General features: G+C 64.3%; 16 protein-coding genes. 2 read left to right on the top strand and 14 right to left on the bottom strand.

All coding sequences use genetic code 11. The features are described from left to right. Nucleotides 1-58 precede the first annotated feature (58 nt). The 4 genes from ACFWCF_RS15015 to ACFWCF_RS15000 all read right to left on the bottom strand — a co-directional run bounded on the left by ACFWCF_RS15015 (nucleotide 59) and on the right by ACFWCF_RS15000 (nucleotide 4,166). A complete protein-coding gene (locus ACFWCF_RS15015) occupies nucleotides 59-1,156 on the bottom strand; it encodes a CaiB/BaiF CoA transferase family protein (RefSeq protein WP_378562662.1) in 1,098 nt (365 codons plus the stop codon). Further along, nucleotides 1,153-2,109: an LLM class F420-dependent oxidoreductase gene (locus tag ACFWCF_RS15010; protein WP_378562659.1), complete on the bottom strand. Its 957-nt coding sequence runs from the start codon at nucleotides 2,107-2,109 to the stop codon at nucleotides 1,153-1,155. Before ACFWCF_RS15010 ends, ACFWCF_RS15015 begins: the two co-directional genes overlap by 4 nt. Nucleotides 2,110-2,187: 78 nt before the next feature. Next, complete coding sequence (locus ACFWCF_RS15005; protein ID WP_378488502.1) at nucleotides 2,188-2,589, bottom strand: cobalamin B12-binding domain-containing protein; 402 nt, start codon at nucleotides 2,587-2,589, stop codon at nucleotides 2,188-2,190. After that, nucleotides 2,589-4,166 (bottom strand): methylmalonyl-CoA mutase family protein, encoded by a 1,578-nt coding sequence (locus tag ACFWCF_RS15000; RefSeq protein ID WP_378488503.1) that lies wholly within the window; start codon nucleotides 4,164-4,166, stop codon nucleotides 2,589-2,591. The genes ACFWCF_RS15005 and ACFWCF_RS15000 overlap by 1 nt, the downstream gene beginning before the upstream one ends. A gap of 85 nt (nucleotides 4,167-4,251) precedes the next feature. Here ACFWCF_RS15000 and ACFWCF_RS14995 point away from each other — a divergent pair, with 85 nt between their 5' ends. Next, nucleotides 4,252-5,085 (top strand): SDR family oxidoreductase, encoded by an 834-nt coding sequence (locus tag ACFWCF_RS14995; RefSeq protein ID WP_378562656.1) that lies wholly within the window; start codon nucleotides 4,252-4,254, stop codon nucleotides 5,083-5,085. A 62-nt stretch (nucleotides 5,086-5,147) separates the two neighbouring features. On the opposite strand, the gene ACFWCF_RS14990 is transcribed toward ACFWCF_RS14995, so the two are convergent. From ACFWCF_RS14990 to fgd, 3 genes are read right to left on the bottom strand one after another with little or no spacing between them, the layout of a single operon-like run. Beyond that, nucleotides 5,148-5,438: a WhiB family transcriptional regulator gene (locus ACFWCF_RS14990; RefSeq protein ID WP_378488505.1), complete on the bottom strand. Its 291-nt coding sequence runs from the start codon at nucleotides 5,436-5,438 to the stop codon at nucleotides 5,148-5,150. A gap of 4 nt (nucleotides 5,439-5,442) precedes the next feature. Continuing rightward, complete coding sequence (pgi, locus tag ACFWCF_RS14985) at nucleotides 5,443-7,092, bottom strand: glucose-6-phosphate isomerase (RefSeq protein WP_378562653.1); 1,650 nt, start codon at nucleotides 7,090-7,092, stop codon at nucleotides 5,443-5,445. 17 nt (nucleotides 7,093-7,109) lie between these two features. Continuing rightward, entirely contained in the window at nucleotides 7,110-8,114 is a 1,005-nt protein-coding gene (gene fgd, locus ACFWCF_RS14980) for a glucose-6-phosphate dehydrogenase (coenzyme-F420) (protein ID WP_378488507.1), read from the bottom strand. A 305-nt stretch (nucleotides 8,115-8,419) separates the two neighbouring features. Here fgd and ACFWCF_RS14975 point away from each other — a divergent pair, with 305 nt between their 5' ends. Continuing rightward, nucleotides 8,420-9,190 (top strand): DeoR/GlpR family DNA-binding transcription regulator, encoded by a 771-nt coding sequence (locus tag ACFWCF_RS14975; protein WP_378562650.1) that lies wholly within the window; start codon nucleotides 8,420-8,422, stop codon nucleotides 9,188-9,190. Here the strand turns inward: ACFWCF_RS14975 and ACFWCF_RS14970 are convergent. The 7 genes from ACFWCF_RS14970 to ACFWCF_RS14940 form a co-directional block, all read right to left on the bottom strand. Beyond that, nucleotides 9,185-10,264, bottom strand: coding sequence for an ABC transporter ATP-binding protein (locus ACFWCF_RS14970; RefSeq protein ID WP_378562647.1), 1,080 nt, complete (start codon nucleotides 10,262-10,264; stop codon nucleotides 9,185-9,187). The genes ACFWCF_RS14975 and ACFWCF_RS14970 overlap by 6 nt on opposite strands. Before the next feature lie 30 nt (nucleotides 10,265-10,294). Continuing rightward, complete coding sequence (locus ACFWCF_RS14965) at nucleotides 10,295-11,623, bottom strand: ABC transporter substrate-binding protein (protein WP_378563065.1); 1,329 nt, start codon at nucleotides 11,621-11,623, stop codon at nucleotides 10,295-10,297. Nucleotides 11,624-11,654: 31 nt separating this feature from the next. After that, nucleotides 11,655-12,548 (bottom strand): carbohydrate ABC transporter permease, encoded by an 894-nt coding sequence (locus tag ACFWCF_RS14960; protein ID WP_378562644.1) that lies wholly within the window; start codon nucleotides 12,546-12,548, stop codon nucleotides 11,655-11,657. Beyond that, nucleotides 12,545-13,471, bottom strand: a complete 927-nt coding sequence (locus ACFWCF_RS14955) for a carbohydrate ABC transporter permease (protein ID WP_378562641.1) — start codon at nucleotides 13,469-13,471, stop codon at nucleotides 12,545-12,547. The genes ACFWCF_RS14960 and ACFWCF_RS14955 overlap by 4 nt, the downstream gene beginning before the upstream one ends. Before the next feature lie 147 nt (nucleotides 13,472-13,618). Continuing rightward, nucleotides 13,619-14,536 carry an Ig-like domain-containing protein gene (locus ACFWCF_RS14950; RefSeq protein WP_378562638.1) on the bottom strand — a complete coding sequence of 306 codons (918 nt, stop codon included), beginning with the start codon at nucleotides 14,534-14,536 and terminating at the stop codon, nucleotides 13,619-13,621. Nucleotides 14,537-14,739: 203 nt separating this feature from the next. Continuing rightward, the gene (locus ACFWCF_RS14945) at nucleotides 14,740-16,419 is read right to left on the bottom strand and encodes an FAD-dependent oxidoreductase (RefSeq protein ID WP_378562635.1); all 1,680 of its coding nucleotides are present in this window, start codon (nucleotides 16,417-16,419) and stop codon (nucleotides 14,740-14,742) included. 122 nt (nucleotides 16,420-16,541) lie between these two features. After that, nucleotides 16,542-16,766, bottom strand: coding sequence for a dodecin (locus ACFWCF_RS14940; protein ID WP_054712891.1), 225 nt, complete (start codon nucleotides 16,764-16,766; stop codon nucleotides 16,542-16,544). Between the last annotated feature and the right edge of the window lie 159 nt (nucleotides 16,767-16,925).

Here is a 16,925-nt window from a genome sequence, read left to right as displayed (position 1 = left end):
CCAACGGGTTCCGTTGGAGGCCATCGATGTGCTGCTTTGTTGCGACCGACGACTCCGGTCATCCGACGGGGAGTGTGCCGTGCTCCCCCAACCGCGGCGGCGCACCGTATTCGGGCTCGTAACCATCGATTCGGATGGGGCTGCCGACGAGGCGGAAGTCACCGGCCTCCACCACCATGCCCGGCGTGGCCTCGAGCGCGTCCGGCAGCGACCGGACCGCGGCGGCGGGCACACCCAAGGGACGCAACCGGGATTCCCACCCAGCGGCAGTGTCGCCGGCGAGTACTTCGGTGACCACGGCAAGTACCTCGTCCCGATTCGCCGCACGCTCGGCCATCGTCGCGAAGCCCTCGACGCCGGCTTCGGCAGCGAAAGTGCGCCAGAACCCGTCGTGTGTGATGAACAGTGCCAACGTGCCGTCGGACGTCGGGAACAGCTGCGCCGGAACGTAGTACGAGTGCGCCCCGCTCGGCATGCGACGCGGCGCGGTACCTTCGTTGAGAAATGCGGAGGCGCGGTAGTTGAGCTGCGAGAGCATGACGTCGCGCAGCGACACCTCCACCTGACCGCCGCGACCCGACACGATCTGAGCCAGCAGACCGAGCGCGGCCGTCAGACCGGTCGAGTTGTCGGCCGCCGAGTACCCGGGCAGCGTCGGTGGGCCTGCGGGATCGCCGGTGAGATCGGCAACGCCCGTCACCGCCTGGATGACGTAGTCGAATGCGGGATCGTCACCCTCTGCGAGGCCGTACCCGGTGAGCGCGACACAGACGATCTTGTCGTTGAACCGGCGCAGTGCGTCGTAGGTCAGCCCGTACTTTCGGATCGCCGACGGCTTGAGATTGACCAGCAGAGCATGTGATTCGGCGGCGAGCTCACCGAGCCTGAGCCGGCCCTCCTCAGTAGTCAGATCGAGGCAGATACTCCGCTTACCCCGGTTGAGGCTCGCGAAGTACGCGTCGCTGACCTGCCGCGACAGATCGCCCGTCGGTGGTTCGATCTTCGTGACCTCGGCCCCGAGATCAGCGAGCATCATCGTCGCGTACGGTCCGGCGAGGATGTGGCCGACCTCGAGGATCCGAATACCCGCGAGTGGACCGGCGTTCGCACCCGCGGGCGGGTCCGTTGTCACACCCGCGTGCGGGTCCACCTTCACCGAAGTTCCTTCGCGAGCTCGGCGACGACCTCACGGGTGCGGTACTTCGACGCGACCAGTTCGTCGCGGTTGTTGCCGATGGGCAGCAGGCGCATCGACAGATCGGTCACGCCGGCATCGCGGTAGCGGCGGAACCCGGCGAGGATCGCCTTCTCGTCGCCGACGATGGCCATCTGGCCGATGTCCTTCGCCTCACCCTGCTCGAGCAGCCGCTGGTAGTTCGGCGAGATCTCGGCCTCGGCGAGGATCCGATTGGCTCGCTCACGCGCCGTGTCCTCTTCACCCGGCGCGCACAGGCACACCGGGACGCCCGCAACGATCCGAGGATCGGGACGTCCGGCTTCTGCGGCAGCCTTGGTGATGCGCGGAACAATGTGCTCGCCGATCGCACGTTCGTCGGCCATCCACAGGATGGTTCCGTCGGCGCGTTCACCGGCGATCTTCAGCATGACGGGCCCCAGCGCGGCAACCAAGAGGGGCATCGGTGCCACAGGTCCGATATCGAGGGGGTTGTGCACGGTGAACGTGTCGTTCTCGACGTCGATCGAACCGGGCAGATCCTTGATGGCGCCGAGCACGTCGATGTAGTCCCGAGTGAACTTGGCGGGCTTCTCGTAGGGCAGGCCGAGCATGTCCTGCACGATCCAATGGTGGGACGGGCCGACACCGAGCGCGAGTCGTCCGTTCAGCGCAGCGTGGGTGGACAGCGCCTGGCGCACCAGGTGCACCGGGTGCTGTGCCTGGAGAGGCACCACGGCAGTACCGATCTCGATTCGGCTCGTCCTCGTGCTCATGAGGGCGATGGCCGTCAATGCGTCGAAGTCGGTGGGGATCTGCGGAACCCACACGGTGTCGAATCCGGCGGCCTCCGCCCATTCGACATCTTTCAACATCCGGTCGACCTTGCGGCTGGTGTCCCCCTGCTCGGGTCCGACCATCACTCCGATCCGCACGATACCTCCAAGTTTCCGACGAAGTTCTGTCCTCTGCGCGGCCCGGTGTCGCGCTCGATGACCGGGCTCGGGAACGGCCTACGCGCGGTCCGCGTTCTCGGTCAGTTTGCGTACCCCGGCGACCAGAACGTCGAGTGGTGTGCTGGTCGGGAACACCGCCGCGGCCCCGGCCTCGAGAAGCTTGGGGACGTCGGACGCGGGAATGGTGCCGCCGACGACCACGTCGATATCGCCGGCATCCGCTGCACGCAAGGCCTCGACGACCTTCGTCGTCAGCGCGACGTGCGCGCCCGACAGAATGCTCAGACCCACGACCTCGACATCTTCCTGAAGGGCGATGGACACGATGTCCTCGACCTTCTGGCGGATTCCGGTGTAGATCACTTCGAAGCCTGCGTCGCGCAGTGCACGCGCGACGATCTTGGCGCCGCGATCGTGTCCGTCGAGGCCGGGCTTGGCGACGAGAATGCGGGCGGCCATCAGAACACCACCGGCTGCTGGAATTCGCCCCACACGGACTTCAGTGCGGACACCATTTCGCCGACGGTGCAGTAGGCGTTGGCGCAGTCGATCAGGGAGTGCATCAGATTGTCGGTTCCTTCCGCTGCGCGGGACAGGGCTGCGAGGGTGCTGCGCACGGCCTCGGGGTCACGTTCTGCCTTCACCTTCGCGAGACGCTTCAGCTGCATCTCGCGGCCTTCGGCATCGAGTTCGTAGGTGGATATCTCCGGGGCCGGTTCGTCGGAGACGAACTTGTTGACGCCGACGACGGGTCGTTCTCCGGCCTCGATCTCCTTGTGGATCTTGTACGCCTCGTCGGCGATGAGACCCTGGAGGTACCCGTCCTCGATGGCACGGACCATACCGCCGTGCTGTTCGAGGTCTGTCATGATCTCGACGATGCGCTCTTCGGTGCGGTCGGTGAGCGCTTCGACGAAGTAGGACCCGCCGAGAGGATCGGCCACTCGGGTCACGCCGGTCTCGTAGGCCAGAATCTGCTGTGTGCGTAGCGCGAGCGTCGCGGATTCCTCACTCGGCAGCGCGAACGGCTCGTCCCACGCCGCGGTGAACATCGACTGGACGCCACCGAGCACCGAAGCCATGGACTCGTAGGCCACGCGCACGAGGTTGTTCTGAGCCTGCGGCGCATAGAGCGAGGCACCGCCGGCGACACAGCCGAACCGGAACATCGAGGCCTTGTCGGTGGTCGCGCCGTAACGCTCGCGGACGAGCGTTGCCCAACGCCGCCGTCCGGCACGGTATTTGGCGATCTCTTCGAAGAAGTCGCCATGGGTGTAGAAGAAGAACGAGATCTGCGGCGCGAACTGGTCGATGGTCATGCGGCCGCGTTCGACCACGGTGTCGCAATAGGTGACGCCGTCTGCGAGAGTGAACGCCATCTCCTGAACCGCGTTGGCTCCGGCATCGCGGAAATGCGCGCCGGCCACCGAGATCGCGTTGAACCGCGGGACTTCGGCGGCACAGAACTCGATCGTGTCGGCGATCAGTCGCAGGGATGGCTCGGGCGGCCAGATCCACGTACCGCGGGACGCGTATTCCTTCAGAATGTCGTTCTGGATGGTGCCGGTGAGCTTCTCGCGCGGCACACCCTTGCGTTCGGCGGCGGCCACGTAGAAGGCCAGCAGGATCGCGGCGGTGCCGTTGATCGTGAAACTCGTGCTGATCTTGTCCAGGGGAATGCTGTCGAAGAGAATCTCGGCGTCGGCGAGGGTGTCGACGGCGACACCGACGCGACCGACCTCTTCGGTGACCTCGGGGTCATCGGAGTCGTAGCCGCACTGAGTGGGCAGATCCAACGCAACCGAAAGCCCGGTGCCACCCTGGTCGAGCAGGTAACGGTAACGGCGGTTGGATTCTTCGGCGGTGCCGAAGCCCGAATACTGACGGAATGTCCACAGTCGGCCCCGGTAGCCGGAGGCGAAGTTTCCACGAGTGAAGGGGAACTTGCCCGGCAGGGGCAGTTCACGCTCTTGATCCCCCGACCCGTAAACCGGATCGAGCGGGATCCCGGACGAGGTTTCCACGATATCGCTCACGCCGGATACCTTACTTGCAGAAAATGAGAATGCCAATATCATCGGTGAGAACGAACAAGCCCCACGAATCCGATCAGGGAGAACGATGACGAGCCAGCATGCACTTCGCGACCGCACGATGGTTGTGTCCGGCGCCAGCCGCGGCATCGGACTTGCGATCGCCGTCGCTGCCGCCACACAGGGCGCGAACGTGGTGCTCCTGGCCAAGACCGCCGAACCCCACCCGAAGCTGCAGGGTACCGTCCACACAGCCGTCGCCGACATCGAAGCAGCAGGCGGCAAGGCCGTTGCCATCGTCGGCGACGTGCGTAAAGAAGAAGACGTGCAGCGCCTCGTCGACACCGCCGTCGAGCGATTCGGTGGCATCGACATGTGCGTCAACAATGCGAGCGCGATCGGAACCGAACCGACCGAGAAGTTGTCGGCGAAGAAGTACGACCTCATGCAGGAGATCAACTGCCGCGGCACCTTCCTCCTCACGAAGGCAGCACTGCCGCATCTCCGCAAGTCCGAGAACGGGCACATCCTCACGATCGCCCCGCCGATCAACATGAACCCGTACTGGCTGGGCGCGCATCCCGCATACACCCTGTCCAAGTACGGAATGTCCCTGTTGACACTGGGTTTCGCCGCCGAGTACGCCGAGGCCGGAATCGCTGCGAACTGCCTCTGGCCGGAGACGTACATCGCCACCTCCGCGGTCGCGAACATGCAGGACGGCGATCACCTGCTGTCGTCGTCGCGCAGCCCCGAGATCATGGCCGACGCCGCAGTCGAGATCCTGTCGAGCCCGGCAGAAACCACCAGCGGCAAGTGCTTCATCGACGCCGATGTACTCACTGCAGCGGGCGTCACTGATCTGTCGCGCTACGGCGGCGGCGACAACCCGCAGTGGGATCTGTTCCTCGACAAGGACTGACCAGCAGACTCATCCAGAACGGCACCGAGTGAACCTCACTCGGTGCCGTTGCATTTCGGGAACTACCGGACCATTCGCCGTCTGCGCGCGGCCGTCCGTTCCTCTTCGGTCATGCCGCCCCAGACCCCGTATCGTTCACCGGATTCCAGCGCATAGCGCAAACACTGCATGCGCACCGGGCACGACTCGCAGATCTGCTTCGCGGCCGCGATCCGCTCTTCCCGCGGCTCGCCACGCTCGTTGTCGGGGTGGAAGAAGAGTGCACCGTCCACGTCGCGGCACGCCGCGTCCATCTGCCAGTCCCACGACTCCGCCACCGGGATCGGAAGTTTGAGGAGTTTCAGAGCGGGCACGGGGTCACTCTCCCTTCGACATCTCGCGGTAGCTTCGGATGAGGGCGTCGGTGGAGGCATCACCTGTCGTCGGATCACCGTCACCGAACAGCGCCGGCTGCAGTTGTGTTGCCTGCATCTTGCCCAGCTCCACGCCCCACTGGTCGAACGAATCGATCCCCCACACCACGCCCTGGACGAACACCTGATGCTCGTACAGCGCGATCAACTGCCCGAGGGTCGACGGTGTCAACTTCGACGCAAGGATGGTCGTCGACGGCTGATTCCCGGGCATCACCTTGTGTGCCACCAACTCTTCGGGCGTGCCGTCGGCCCGTACCTGGTCTGCGGTGCGTCCGAACGCCATCACCTTCGACTGCGCGAAACAGTTCGCCATGAGCACGTCGTGCATGCTTCCGGTTCCGTCTGCGGTCGGCAGATCTTCCGTCGACGCGGCGAATCCGATGAAATCCGCAGGCACCAGGTGCGTTCCCTGGTGCAGTAGTTGATAGAAGGCGTGTTGCCCGTTCGTACCCGGTTCACCCCAGAAGATCTCACCGGTCGCACAACCCACAGGAGTGCCGTCGGAGCGCACCGACTTGCCGTTCGACTCCATGGTCAGTTGCTGCAGGTAGGCCGGGAAACGCACGAGGTCATTGGAATAGGGCAACACAGCACGTGATTGCGCGCCGAGGAAACTCGTGTACCACACGCCGAGAAGACCCAGCAGGATCGGAGTGTTCTCCTCGAGAGGTGCGGTGCGGAAGTGGGTGTCGATGCGGTGGAAACCGTCGAGCAATTCACCGAATTGCTCTCGGCCGATCGCGCACATCACCGACAGCCCGATGGCCGACCCGAGCGAATACCGGCCACCGACCCAGTCCCAGAAGCCGAACATGTTGACCGGATCGATGCCGAACTCGGCGACCCGTTGCGCATGCGTGGACACCGCGACGAAATGCGCCGGCACTGCACCTTCCCCGAGTTTCGCAACCAGCCAGCGCCTTGCCGCGGTCGCGTTGGTCAGCGTCTCCACCGTCGAGAACGTCTTCGACGCCACGATGAACAACGTCGTCGCCGGATCAAGGCCATCGAGCGCCGTCGTGAGATCGGCCGGGTCGACGTTCGACACGAACCGCACCCGCGGGCCGTCGTGGTAGTGCCGCAGTGCGCGCGTCACCATCACAGGGCCCAGATCCGACCCTCCGATCCCGATGTTGACCACCATCGCGATCTTCTCGCCGGTCGCTCCGCGCCACCGCCCGTCGCGGACACGATCGGTGAAGTCGCCCATCACCCCGAGCACCTCGTGCACGTCGGCGACCGCGTCCTGTCCGTCGACCGTCAACTGCGCGGTCGGCGGCAGCCGCAGCGCAGTGTGCAGCACTGCCCGGTCCTCGGTGACGTTGATGTGTTCTCCGGCGAACATCCGGTCGCGTGCGGCCTCCACGCCGGTCGCGCGCGCAAGGTCGAGCAGCAGTTCCTCGGTGCGGGTGGTGATCCGGTGTTTGCTGTAGTCGACCATCAGGTCCGCAGCGGCGACGGTCATCGCCTCCACCCGCCCCGGATCGGCGGCGAACAATTCACGCAGGTGCACCGACCCGACGTCGTCGCGATGGGCCTCGAGGGCCCGCCACTGTGGAAGGGTTGTCACATTCTGTGCAACCGAAGTCATCTCGCTCCTCCGTCCGATCAGGCCAGAGCGCGCAGACGAGGAGCCAGATCCCGCTCGAACAACTCCAGAAAGCGCCGCTGATCATGACCCGGCGCATGGAACACCAGATGATTCAACCCCGCATCCACGTACGCCTTCACCTGCTCCACCGCCACATCAGGATCCGACGCCACAATCCACCGTTTCGCCACCTGCTCGATCGGCAACGCATCCGCCGCCGCCTCCATCTCGATCGGATCCTCGATGGAATGCTTCTGCTCCGGCGACAACGACAACGGCGCCCAGAACCGAGTGTTCTCCAACGCCAGATCAGGATCCGTATCGTACGAAATCTTGATCTCGATCATCTTGTCCACCGACGCGACATCACGCTCCGCCTTCGCCGCGCCCTCCGCCACCGCAGGCAACAGCTTGTCGGTGTACAACTCCATGCCCTTACCCGAAGTACAGATGAACCCATCCCCCGCGCGGCCCGCATACCGCGCCACCACCGGGCCACCCGCCGCGATGTAGACCGGAATACCGCCCTCGGGCACGTCGTAGATCGACGCCCCCACCGTCTTGTAGAACTCACCGTCGAAATCGACACGATCACCGGTCCACAATTCCCGCATCAACCGCACCGACTCCCGAAGACGCGCGAACCGCTCCTTGAACTCCGGCCACGCGTCGCTGTACCCGGTCGCGATCTCGTTGAGCGCCTCACCGGTCCCCACCCCCAGGAACACCCGCCCCGGATACAGGCACCCCATCGTCGCGAACGCCTGCGCGATCACCGCCGGGTTGTACCGGAACGTCGGCGTGAGCACCGAGGTCCCCAACTGCAACCGCTCGGTACGTTCCCCGACCGCGGTCATCCACGCCAACGAGAATGGGGCATGACCCCCGTTGTGCCGCCACGGCTGGAAGTGATCCGACACCGTCGCCGAATCCATCCCGTGCGCCTCGGCGAGCACCCCCAACTCCACGAGTTCCCGCGGGCCGAACTGCTCCGCCGACGCCTTGTATCCCAACTTGAGCATTGCGTGTGACCTCCGAAAGACAACGTCGTATCCGGTCGTCCGAGGTCACTGCGGCAACCTCGGCGGTTCCAGTGTGCTTGGTAAATTTCACGTTCTCGGCAAAACTTCACGATCTTCGAAACTTGACGGCTCTCAAATAGACCTGCGCGAGAACGCGCACGTTCTGCTCGAAATCATGCACACTTTCGTGCATCAGTGTCAATATCTATGCGCATTCTGCGTGTCGGTGCGCTATGGTCGTCACCGATCGAGCAGTGACTCGGTCTCGACCATCCCACACCGATGTACCGATCCGAGGAGCATTCGTGTCCGCGAGCGCACGGCGACGTGACATCTTCACTCGAGTACTCGCCGACGGATACGTCGACGCGAAGACATTGTCGGCGGCACTCGGCGTCGATTCCTCCACCATCCGGCGCGACCTCGACGCGCTGGCACGCGACGGCAAGGTCGAACGCACCCACGGCGGCGCGAAAGCGATAGACGGTGCATCCTTCGAAGTCCCGTACGTGCTCAAACAGGACGTGCGCCGCGCCGAGAAATCGGCGATCGCGTCGGTCGCGGCCGCACTCGTGTCCGACGGCGACAGCGTCGTTCTCGACAGCGGGTCCACCACCTACGAGATCGCGGTCGCGCTGCGCGAGAGGTCGTCGCTGACCGTGCTCACGAACGATCTCCGCATCGCAAAGTTCGTCGCGTCGTTTCCCGATGTCCGGTTGCTGGTGTCCGGTGGCGAGCTGCTCGGATCCGTCTACACACTCATCGGCGACCATGCCGTCCGGTTCATGTCGCACTATTCGGCGGACTGGGCGTTCCTGGGTGCGGACGCGATCGAGCCCGCCGCCGGAATCACCAACAACAACACCCTCGAAGTTCCCATCAAACGGGCCTTGATCTCCGCTGCCGCACACACAGTGGTGGTTGCCGACCACGCCAAGTTCGGTCGACGCGCCCTCGCGAAGGTGGCAGCACTCGACGAGGTGGACACCATCGTCACCGACTCCGGGCTCGATGACGACCAACATGCTCTCTACGGAGACAAACTGGCGCTCGCCGCGGTTCCCACTCCGTCATGATCCGATGCGAAGTCCGGTCTCTGCCGAAAAGAAGAAGACTTCACCGGGTTTCGGAACCAGGTGGATCTCTTCACCCTCCGCAACGGGAGTGCGTCGATCCCAACGGACGACGACTTTCCCGATCTCGTCGGTCGGACCCGTAGATACCGCGTGGACGAACGACTCGGCGCCGAGCTCTTCGACGAGGACGACCCGCACGGTCCATGACCCTTTGCGCCAGGCACCGACCGACGTCCATGACTCAGGCCGGACTCCCAACACCACGCGACCCGAGTCGAGCGACCGGGGCGTCGGAACCTGCAGCTCACCGAGCTTCGCTGATCCGTCCAGCACGGGAACCTCGACGAGGTTCATTCCCGGCGACCCGACGAACCCCGCCACGAAAGTGTTGACGGGATCATCGTAGAGCGTGCGCGGCGTCGCGACCTGCTGCAGGCGTCCGCCGTCGAGCACCGCGACCCGATCGCCCATCGTCATCGCCTCGACCTGGTCGTGGGTGACATACACCGTGGTCGTTTCCAACCTGCGCTGCAGTTCGGCGATCTGGGCGCGAGTGCTCACCCGCAGTTTCGCGTCGAGGTTCGACAACGGTTCGTCCATGCAGAACACCGCCGGATGTCGAACAATGGCTCGGCCCATGGCTACTCGCTGACGCTGGCCGCCCGAGAGCTTGCCCGGTCTGCGGTCGAGCAGCGCGTCGAGTTCGAGCATCTTGGCGGCCTCGAGCACACGCTTCGTGCGTTCCGGCTTCTTCACCCCGGCGTTCTGCAACGCGAACGCCATGTTCTCGGCCACCGTCATGTTCGGGTACAGCGCGTAGTTCTGGAACACCATCGCGACATCCCGCGCCTTGGGCGGTAACCCCGTCACGTCGCACCCACCGATCTCGACGCGGCCGGAGTCGATCGCCTCAAGACCGGCGAGCATACGCAGGCTCGTCGACTTCCCGCATCCGGACGGACCCACCAGCACCAGGAATTCGCCGTCCGCGATCTCGAGGTCGAGCGAATCGACCGACGGGCGGTCCGAACCGGGATAGCGGTGCGTGACGTTCCGAAAACTGATCTGGGCCACTGGGTCCTACCTCTGTCTGTGAATGTGCGCTTACAGGTTCGGAGCGATCTGGCGATCGATGATCTGCTGAAGCTGGTCCTGAACCTCCGCGAATGTTGCAGCGACATCGGCGTTCTGGAGGGCGATCTTCTCGAGTCCGGTGCCGATGACCTGGTCTGCGCCGGGAACGAACACCCGGGCGTAGTCCTGCGAACGAGTGACCGCGAGCTGGTCGACAGCGGTGCGCGCATTGGGGTTCTCGTCGAGATACTTCTTCATCTCGGCGTTCTCGACCGCGGATTTACGGACCGGCATGTATCCGGTGGTCTGCGAGAAGTATGCCGTGTTGTCGCCGTTGGTGACGAAGTCGACGAACTTCAACGCGTTGGCCTTGCGCTCGTCGGAGATACCGGACGGGATCGCCAGGCCCGCACCACCGGTCGGGCATCCGGGCCCCTCGGGTGCGGGTAGAAAAGCAGTGCCGAAGTCGAAGGCGGCGTTGCTGGTGATGCCCGACAGGTCGCCGGTGGACGCAATCGTGGACGCGAGGAGACCGGCCGAGAAGTCGTTGGCGATGTCGTTCGAGACGGACGCGTACTTCTTGGTGTGGATCATGTCCTTCAGGAAGGTGCCGGCCTCGATCGTCTTCGAATCCGTGAACAACAGGTCCCAACCGTCGGAGTAGGCGCCGCCGAAAGTCCAGATCGGGCCCTCGAACGTCCAGCCGAGGTAGTCCGCAGCATTGCCCCACCCGTGCGCCCACTTGCCGCCGCCGACGACCTCCTGGATGCGCGGTCCCCACTCGTCGAACTCCGCCCACGACTCGGGGCCGCGGTCGGGCAACCCGGCCTGGGCCCACACGTCCTTGTTGTAGTAGAACAGCGGCGTCGAACGAGCGTAGGGAATAGCGAAATGATTTCCCTCATAAAGGTAATCGGCGAGGAGAGCGTCTACATAGTCGTCGGTGTCGACGCCGACAGTCGAAAACAGATCGTCGAGCGGTGCGATGGCGCCGGTGATGGCGTAGTTGAACCACCACACGTCGGACAGGACGACGACGTCCGGCAGGTCGCCACCGGACAGTGCCGCGTTGAACTTCTGCGACACCTCCTCGTAGTTCTTGCCCCCGTCGACCAAGTTGACCGTCAGGTCGGGATTCTGCGCGTGGAAGCGACCGATCAGTTCCTTCTCGACCTCCATGGATTTTCCGGGGTGGTTGGACCAGAAGTTGATGGTGGTCGCGTCACCGGACGCCGCCGCACCCGATGTGCCGGAGGAACTTCCCGAACCGCCCCCGGTACCCGCGCACGCGGCCAGCGCTGCACTCGTCGCGACAAGGCCGGTCAGGCCAAGGAAACCGCGCCTGTTCACATTCCTGATGTCGATACCCATTACTTCGCTCCCTGAGTGTTCAGCCCTTGACCGCACCGGAGGTGAGGCCCTTGATCATGTGTCGTTGCAGGAGAAGGAAAACCACAAGGATCGGCAGCATCGCGAGCAACGTGCCCGCCATGACCGGACCCCAGTTGGTGACGCCGTCGTTGTTCTGAAGCAGCGTCAGTCCGATGGGCAGCGGCGCAACGGACGCGTCGTCTGCCATGAGGAACGGCCAGAGATACTCGTTCCACTCGTTGACCACGGTGATGATCGCGAACGCCACCATCGTCGGACCCGACACCGGGAGCACGACCCGCCACAGCAACCGGAACGGGCCTGCGCCGTCCATCCGTGCGGCCTCGATGATCTCGGCCGGGATCGACAGGAAATGATTGCGCATGAGGAAGGTACCGAATGCGACACCCGCAAGAGGAACGATGATCCCTTGGAATGTGTTGCGCCACCCCCATTCCGCGACCAGCGCGTAGTTGGAGATGACGGTGATCTGGTTGGGCACCATGAGAGCAGCGATGATCCCGAGGAACACGAAGTTCTTACCTGGGAAACGCAGGAACACCAACCCGTACGCGCTGAGGACCCCGAGGACGAACTTCACGCTCGCAAGGATCGACGTGATGATCACCGAGTTACGGAAGAACGCCGCGAAGTCGACGGATCGGACGGCCTCGGAGTAGTTCTGGGGATGGAATGCGGCCGGCCACCAGGTCACCGGAATCGTGTAGATGTCCGGGCGATCCTTGAAGGAGGTCACCACGATCCAGTACAGGGGCAGCGCCACGACGATCAGGACACACAGCATGGCCGCGTAGCCGAGCATCTTCACCGGACGATCGCGTCGCGCGTAGGTGCGTGCCGGCAACGTTTCGAGTTCGGCGTGGACGACGGGGCGGTCGGCGAGCGCGGTCACTTCTGGTCTCCTCGGTCCATGATGCGCACCTGATAGACGGTCACCACGAGCAGCACCAGGAACATGATGGTGGCGACGGTCGCCCCGTAGCCCGCGCGGAAGTTGCGGAAGGATTCGTCGTAGATCTGGTACACCATCGTGGTGGTGCCGGTGCCGAGCGGGCCGCCGCGGGTCATCACGTTGATGATGTCGAACACCTGGAACGAATTGAGCAGCACAGTGATCGACAGGAAGTAGGTGGTGGGACGCAGCTGCGGGAGGATGACCTTGCGGAAGGTGGCCCAACCCGACGCCCCGTCGATCGCCGCAGCCTCGCTCAGTTCGGGACGCAGGCCTTGCAGCGCGGCGAGATAGATCACGAAGGTGTAGCCGAGGTTCTTCCACAGATAAGTGAGTGTCACCATCACCAACGCCCAGGTCGGGTCCTGGTAGAAATTGGGCGATTCGATCCCGACCCGGGCCAGAACATCCTGGACGAGACCGAAATTCGGGTCGAAGACGAACTGGAAGGCAACTCCGATAGCGGCGCCGGAGATGACGAACGGCGCGAACAGTGCGGAGCGGACGAGGTTGCGCCCGAGAAGTTTCCGGTCGAGGAGCAGGGCGAGACCGAGGCCGATCACCATCGAGCCGATGACGGCAGCCGCGGTGAAGACGATCGTGTTTCCCACGATCTGCCAGGTGTCGGACCTACCGAACCATTCTCGGTAGTTGTCGAAGCCGATGAACCTCGAGGCAGGACTGGCGATGTTCCATTCGAAGAACGAGAGCCTGATGTTGTCCACCAGGGGGCGATAGGTGAACAGGATCAACAGTGCAAGGTTGGGTCCGACGAGCACTGCGAACAGCGCGTAGTCGGTCCACGGACGGCCGCGTAGACCGCGGGTCGTCTGCGGCAGGGTTCGTTCCGGACTCGGTGGCACCGGGGAAGTCTGGACGCCACCGGCGAACAGACGGTTACGGCAAGAAGACGCCCCCTACCCTTCCGAGCGAATGTATCGTTCGTCTCCGTAGATCGATCGGACGATACATTCGCTCAACTGAGGTAGGGGGCGGAAGCGCAGCGCTCGCTAGAGGTTCCAGTCTCCGAGGCCGTCCCAGCCGTTGAGGACACCGCCCGCAGTGTTCTGCACGATCACCGGGTCGCCCTTACGGGCGTTGTCGTAGAACCACTGGCCGTCGGCGGTGCTCACATTGAGGCAGCCGTGGCTTGTGTTCGTGTTTCCCTGCGCCCATTCGGACCACGGGGCGGCATGGATGAAGATGCCGCTGTTGGACATCCGCGTGGCGTACTCGACGTAGGTGCGGTAGCCCTCGGGGTCGTCGACGGGCACGCCGTACGTGGACGAATCCATGTACATCTCGCGGAACTTGTCACCGACGATGTAGGTGCCGTTCGGGGTTTCGTAGCCGGGCTTGCCGAACGAGGTCGGCATGGTCCGGACCACCTCACCGTTACGGGTGACGGTGATCGTCTTGGTGGTGTCGTCGGCCACGGTCACGAGCGCGTCGCCGATCGTGAACGACGAGTGCGAGCCGCCTGCCCGGACGTCGACGGTGGTGTGTGCGGGCCAGAACTCGTACGGCTTCCACCGCACCTGCTGATCCGACGCCCAGTAGAAGTGGCCACCGACCGCCGGCGTCGAGGTGATCTTGATTGCGCGTTCGGCGGCAGCCCGGTCGCCGACCGGTTCGTTGAACCGGATGATGACGGGCTGCGCGACACCGACCGTTTCACCGGAGGACGGGTTCACAGACGGGTCCGAGAACGGCGCCGCCTGCTGCGGGGTCGGGAGTTGCGGTGCGCCCGGGACCGCCGGTGCGAGACCCTCGATCAGGTCTTCGACGCTCGGCGCCTCCGGTCCACCCGGCCACAGCGGCGCGGCAGCCACGGGGCCCGCCATCGCAAGTGCGACTGCGCCGGCACCCGTGAGGGCGGCGACGAAGCGGCCGACCCGGCGCGCGACACGGTGACGACTCTTGGGCATGGACTGCTTCACAGACATCGATAAATTACCCATCATTCGACGGTGCGCCGCGTTTTCCATCCCCGACCGCGGCACTGGCGTACCTCGTCATTACACACACCGACCCGACATCGAGCAATTCGGGAGCTGAGCGAATGTATCGTTCGATCTATTGAAGGAGACGAACGATACATTCGCTCAGCGTGGGTAGAGCCAGTGCGCGATCAGGCCTCGGGCCGTGATGCCGCAAGCAATTCCTCGACCGAGACGAACTTCAGGCGCGACCTGCCGGCCGCCTTGCCGCGGGCGCGTTCCTGCTTGTCGATGGCCTGCCAACCCTTGTAGTCGACGTATTCGGGGCGGCGTTCGGCGACCAGTGCGTCGAGCTTCTCCCGATCCGCGACAGGTTCGGCGAGTCGACCGGCGATGAAGTCGTCGACGAGTTGCGCGACGGTCTCCGCCGAGCACTGTTTGTTGGTGCCGATCACACCGCTCGGACCGCGCTTGATCCATCCCGCGGTGTAGACACCGGGGACGGGGTTGCCGGTGTCGAGATCCACGACCTTTCCCGCCTCGTTCGGGATGACGCCCCGCTTCTCGTCGAACGGAAGGCCGTCGACGGGGGTGCCGCGGTATCCGATCGAGCGGAGCACGAGGCCGGTGGTGAGTGTCTCGGTCTCGCCGGTGGGCCGGGCTTCCAGCCTGCCGTCGGCTTCGACGAGTTCGTTGCGTTCGATGGTGATCGACTCGGCTCTGCCCTCGCCCGCGATCTCGACCGGCGATGCGAGGTACCGCAGCACGATGCGCTTGTTGCCGGGGTTCGGGGCAGCCTGTGCGTACCCCTCGACCTGACGCATCTTGAGGGCGATCCGCGGTTCGACGTCGGGGTCGTCGAGGAGTGCCTGGCTGGCCGCGTCGAGTTCGATCTCGGCCGGATCGACGATGACATCGATACCGTCGAGCTGCCCGAGGGCGAGCAATTCGGGATTGGTGTACGCGGCCTGTGCCGGACCACGACGACCGACGACGACCACCTCGCGGATGTTCGAGTTCCGCAGTGCTTCGACTGCGTGCTCGGCCATGTCGGTGCGGGCGAGATCGTCCGGGTTCATCACCAGGGCGCGTGCGACGTCGAGTGCGACGTTGCCGTTGCCGATGATCACGGCGCGCTCCCCGGACAGGTCGAACTGCCGGTCGGCGTAGTCGGGATGGCCGTTGTACCAGGCGACGAATTCTGTGGCGGCGTGGGAACCCGCGAGGTCCTCGCCGGGCACGCCGAGGTGACGGTCGCTCGATGCGCCGACCGCATAGATCACGGCGTGGTGGTGTGCGAGGAGTTCGTCGTGGGTGATGTGCGTACCGACCTCGACGTTGAACCAGCACTGGGTGTTCTTGTGACCGATGGCGCTGCGGAAGACGTCGCCGACACCCTTGGTGGTCTGGTGATCCGGCGCGACACCGGCCCGCACCAGCCCGTAGGGGGTAGGTAGACGATCGAACATGTCGACCCGGATGCTCGAGTGCGAGACGAGTTCCTGCGCCGCGTAGCACGCGGCCGGACCGGATCCGACGATCGCGACACGCAGCGTTCCGAGATCAGCGGGGATCTTCTTGCGGCTGCGCAGCTCGGGCCAGTCGGGGCCGATCGGGTACCGCTCGTAGTACGCGGCGTTGATCTCGAGGTACGGCTCCTGCTCGGGAGTGATCTCGTTGTCGGCGAAGATTGCGTCGACCGGGCATTCGTCGACACACGCCCCGCAGTCGATGCAGGTCTCCGGGTCGATGTAGAGCATCTCCGTCGTTGCGAACGGCGCCTCGTCCGGTGTCGGGTGTATGCAGTTGACCGGGCAGACTTCGACGCACGAGACGTCGTTGCAACATGCCTGGGTGATCACATAAGCCACTTCGCTACCTGCCTGAGAGTGCCGGTGGGGTCGTCGAAACCCCAGACTATAACACGTTACAGATTTGGTCGAGAATCACATTGCCCAAATCGTACCAGGCCGTTACCGGTAACGAGAATGCGCTATTCGGACAATTCGTCGCCGGACTCGATGCGGAATCCGATCTTGAGGGTAACTTGCGTGTGCGCGACGGCCCCGTCATCGATGTGGCCTCGCGTGTTGACCACTTCGAACCATTCCAGGTGACGCGTCGTCTCCCCTGCCCGCGCGACAGCCTTGGCAATCGCGTCGTCCACTCCGACGGTCGACGACCCCACGACCTCGATCACTCGGTACACATGACTCATGACGGCGCTCCTCATACGTCTCGGCACAGGCATGGAATGCCCTGCCCCGGATAATGCCCTGCCCCGGATAATGCCCTGCCCCGGATACTGCCCGCCTCGCCTCCTCTTCGTACCGGAACGGGAATCTCCGCAGTCCCGAAGCCGGCAACCCCAAGACCG

This window comes from Rhodococcus sp. NPDC060090, assembly GCF_042729855.1.
Taxonomy (GTDB): Bacteria; Actinomycetota; Actinomycetes; order Mycobacteriales; family Mycobacteriaceae; genus Rhodococcus.
Note: the sequence above shows the minus strand (reverse complement) of the source record. Positions and strands in the feature narration are given on the sequence as shown.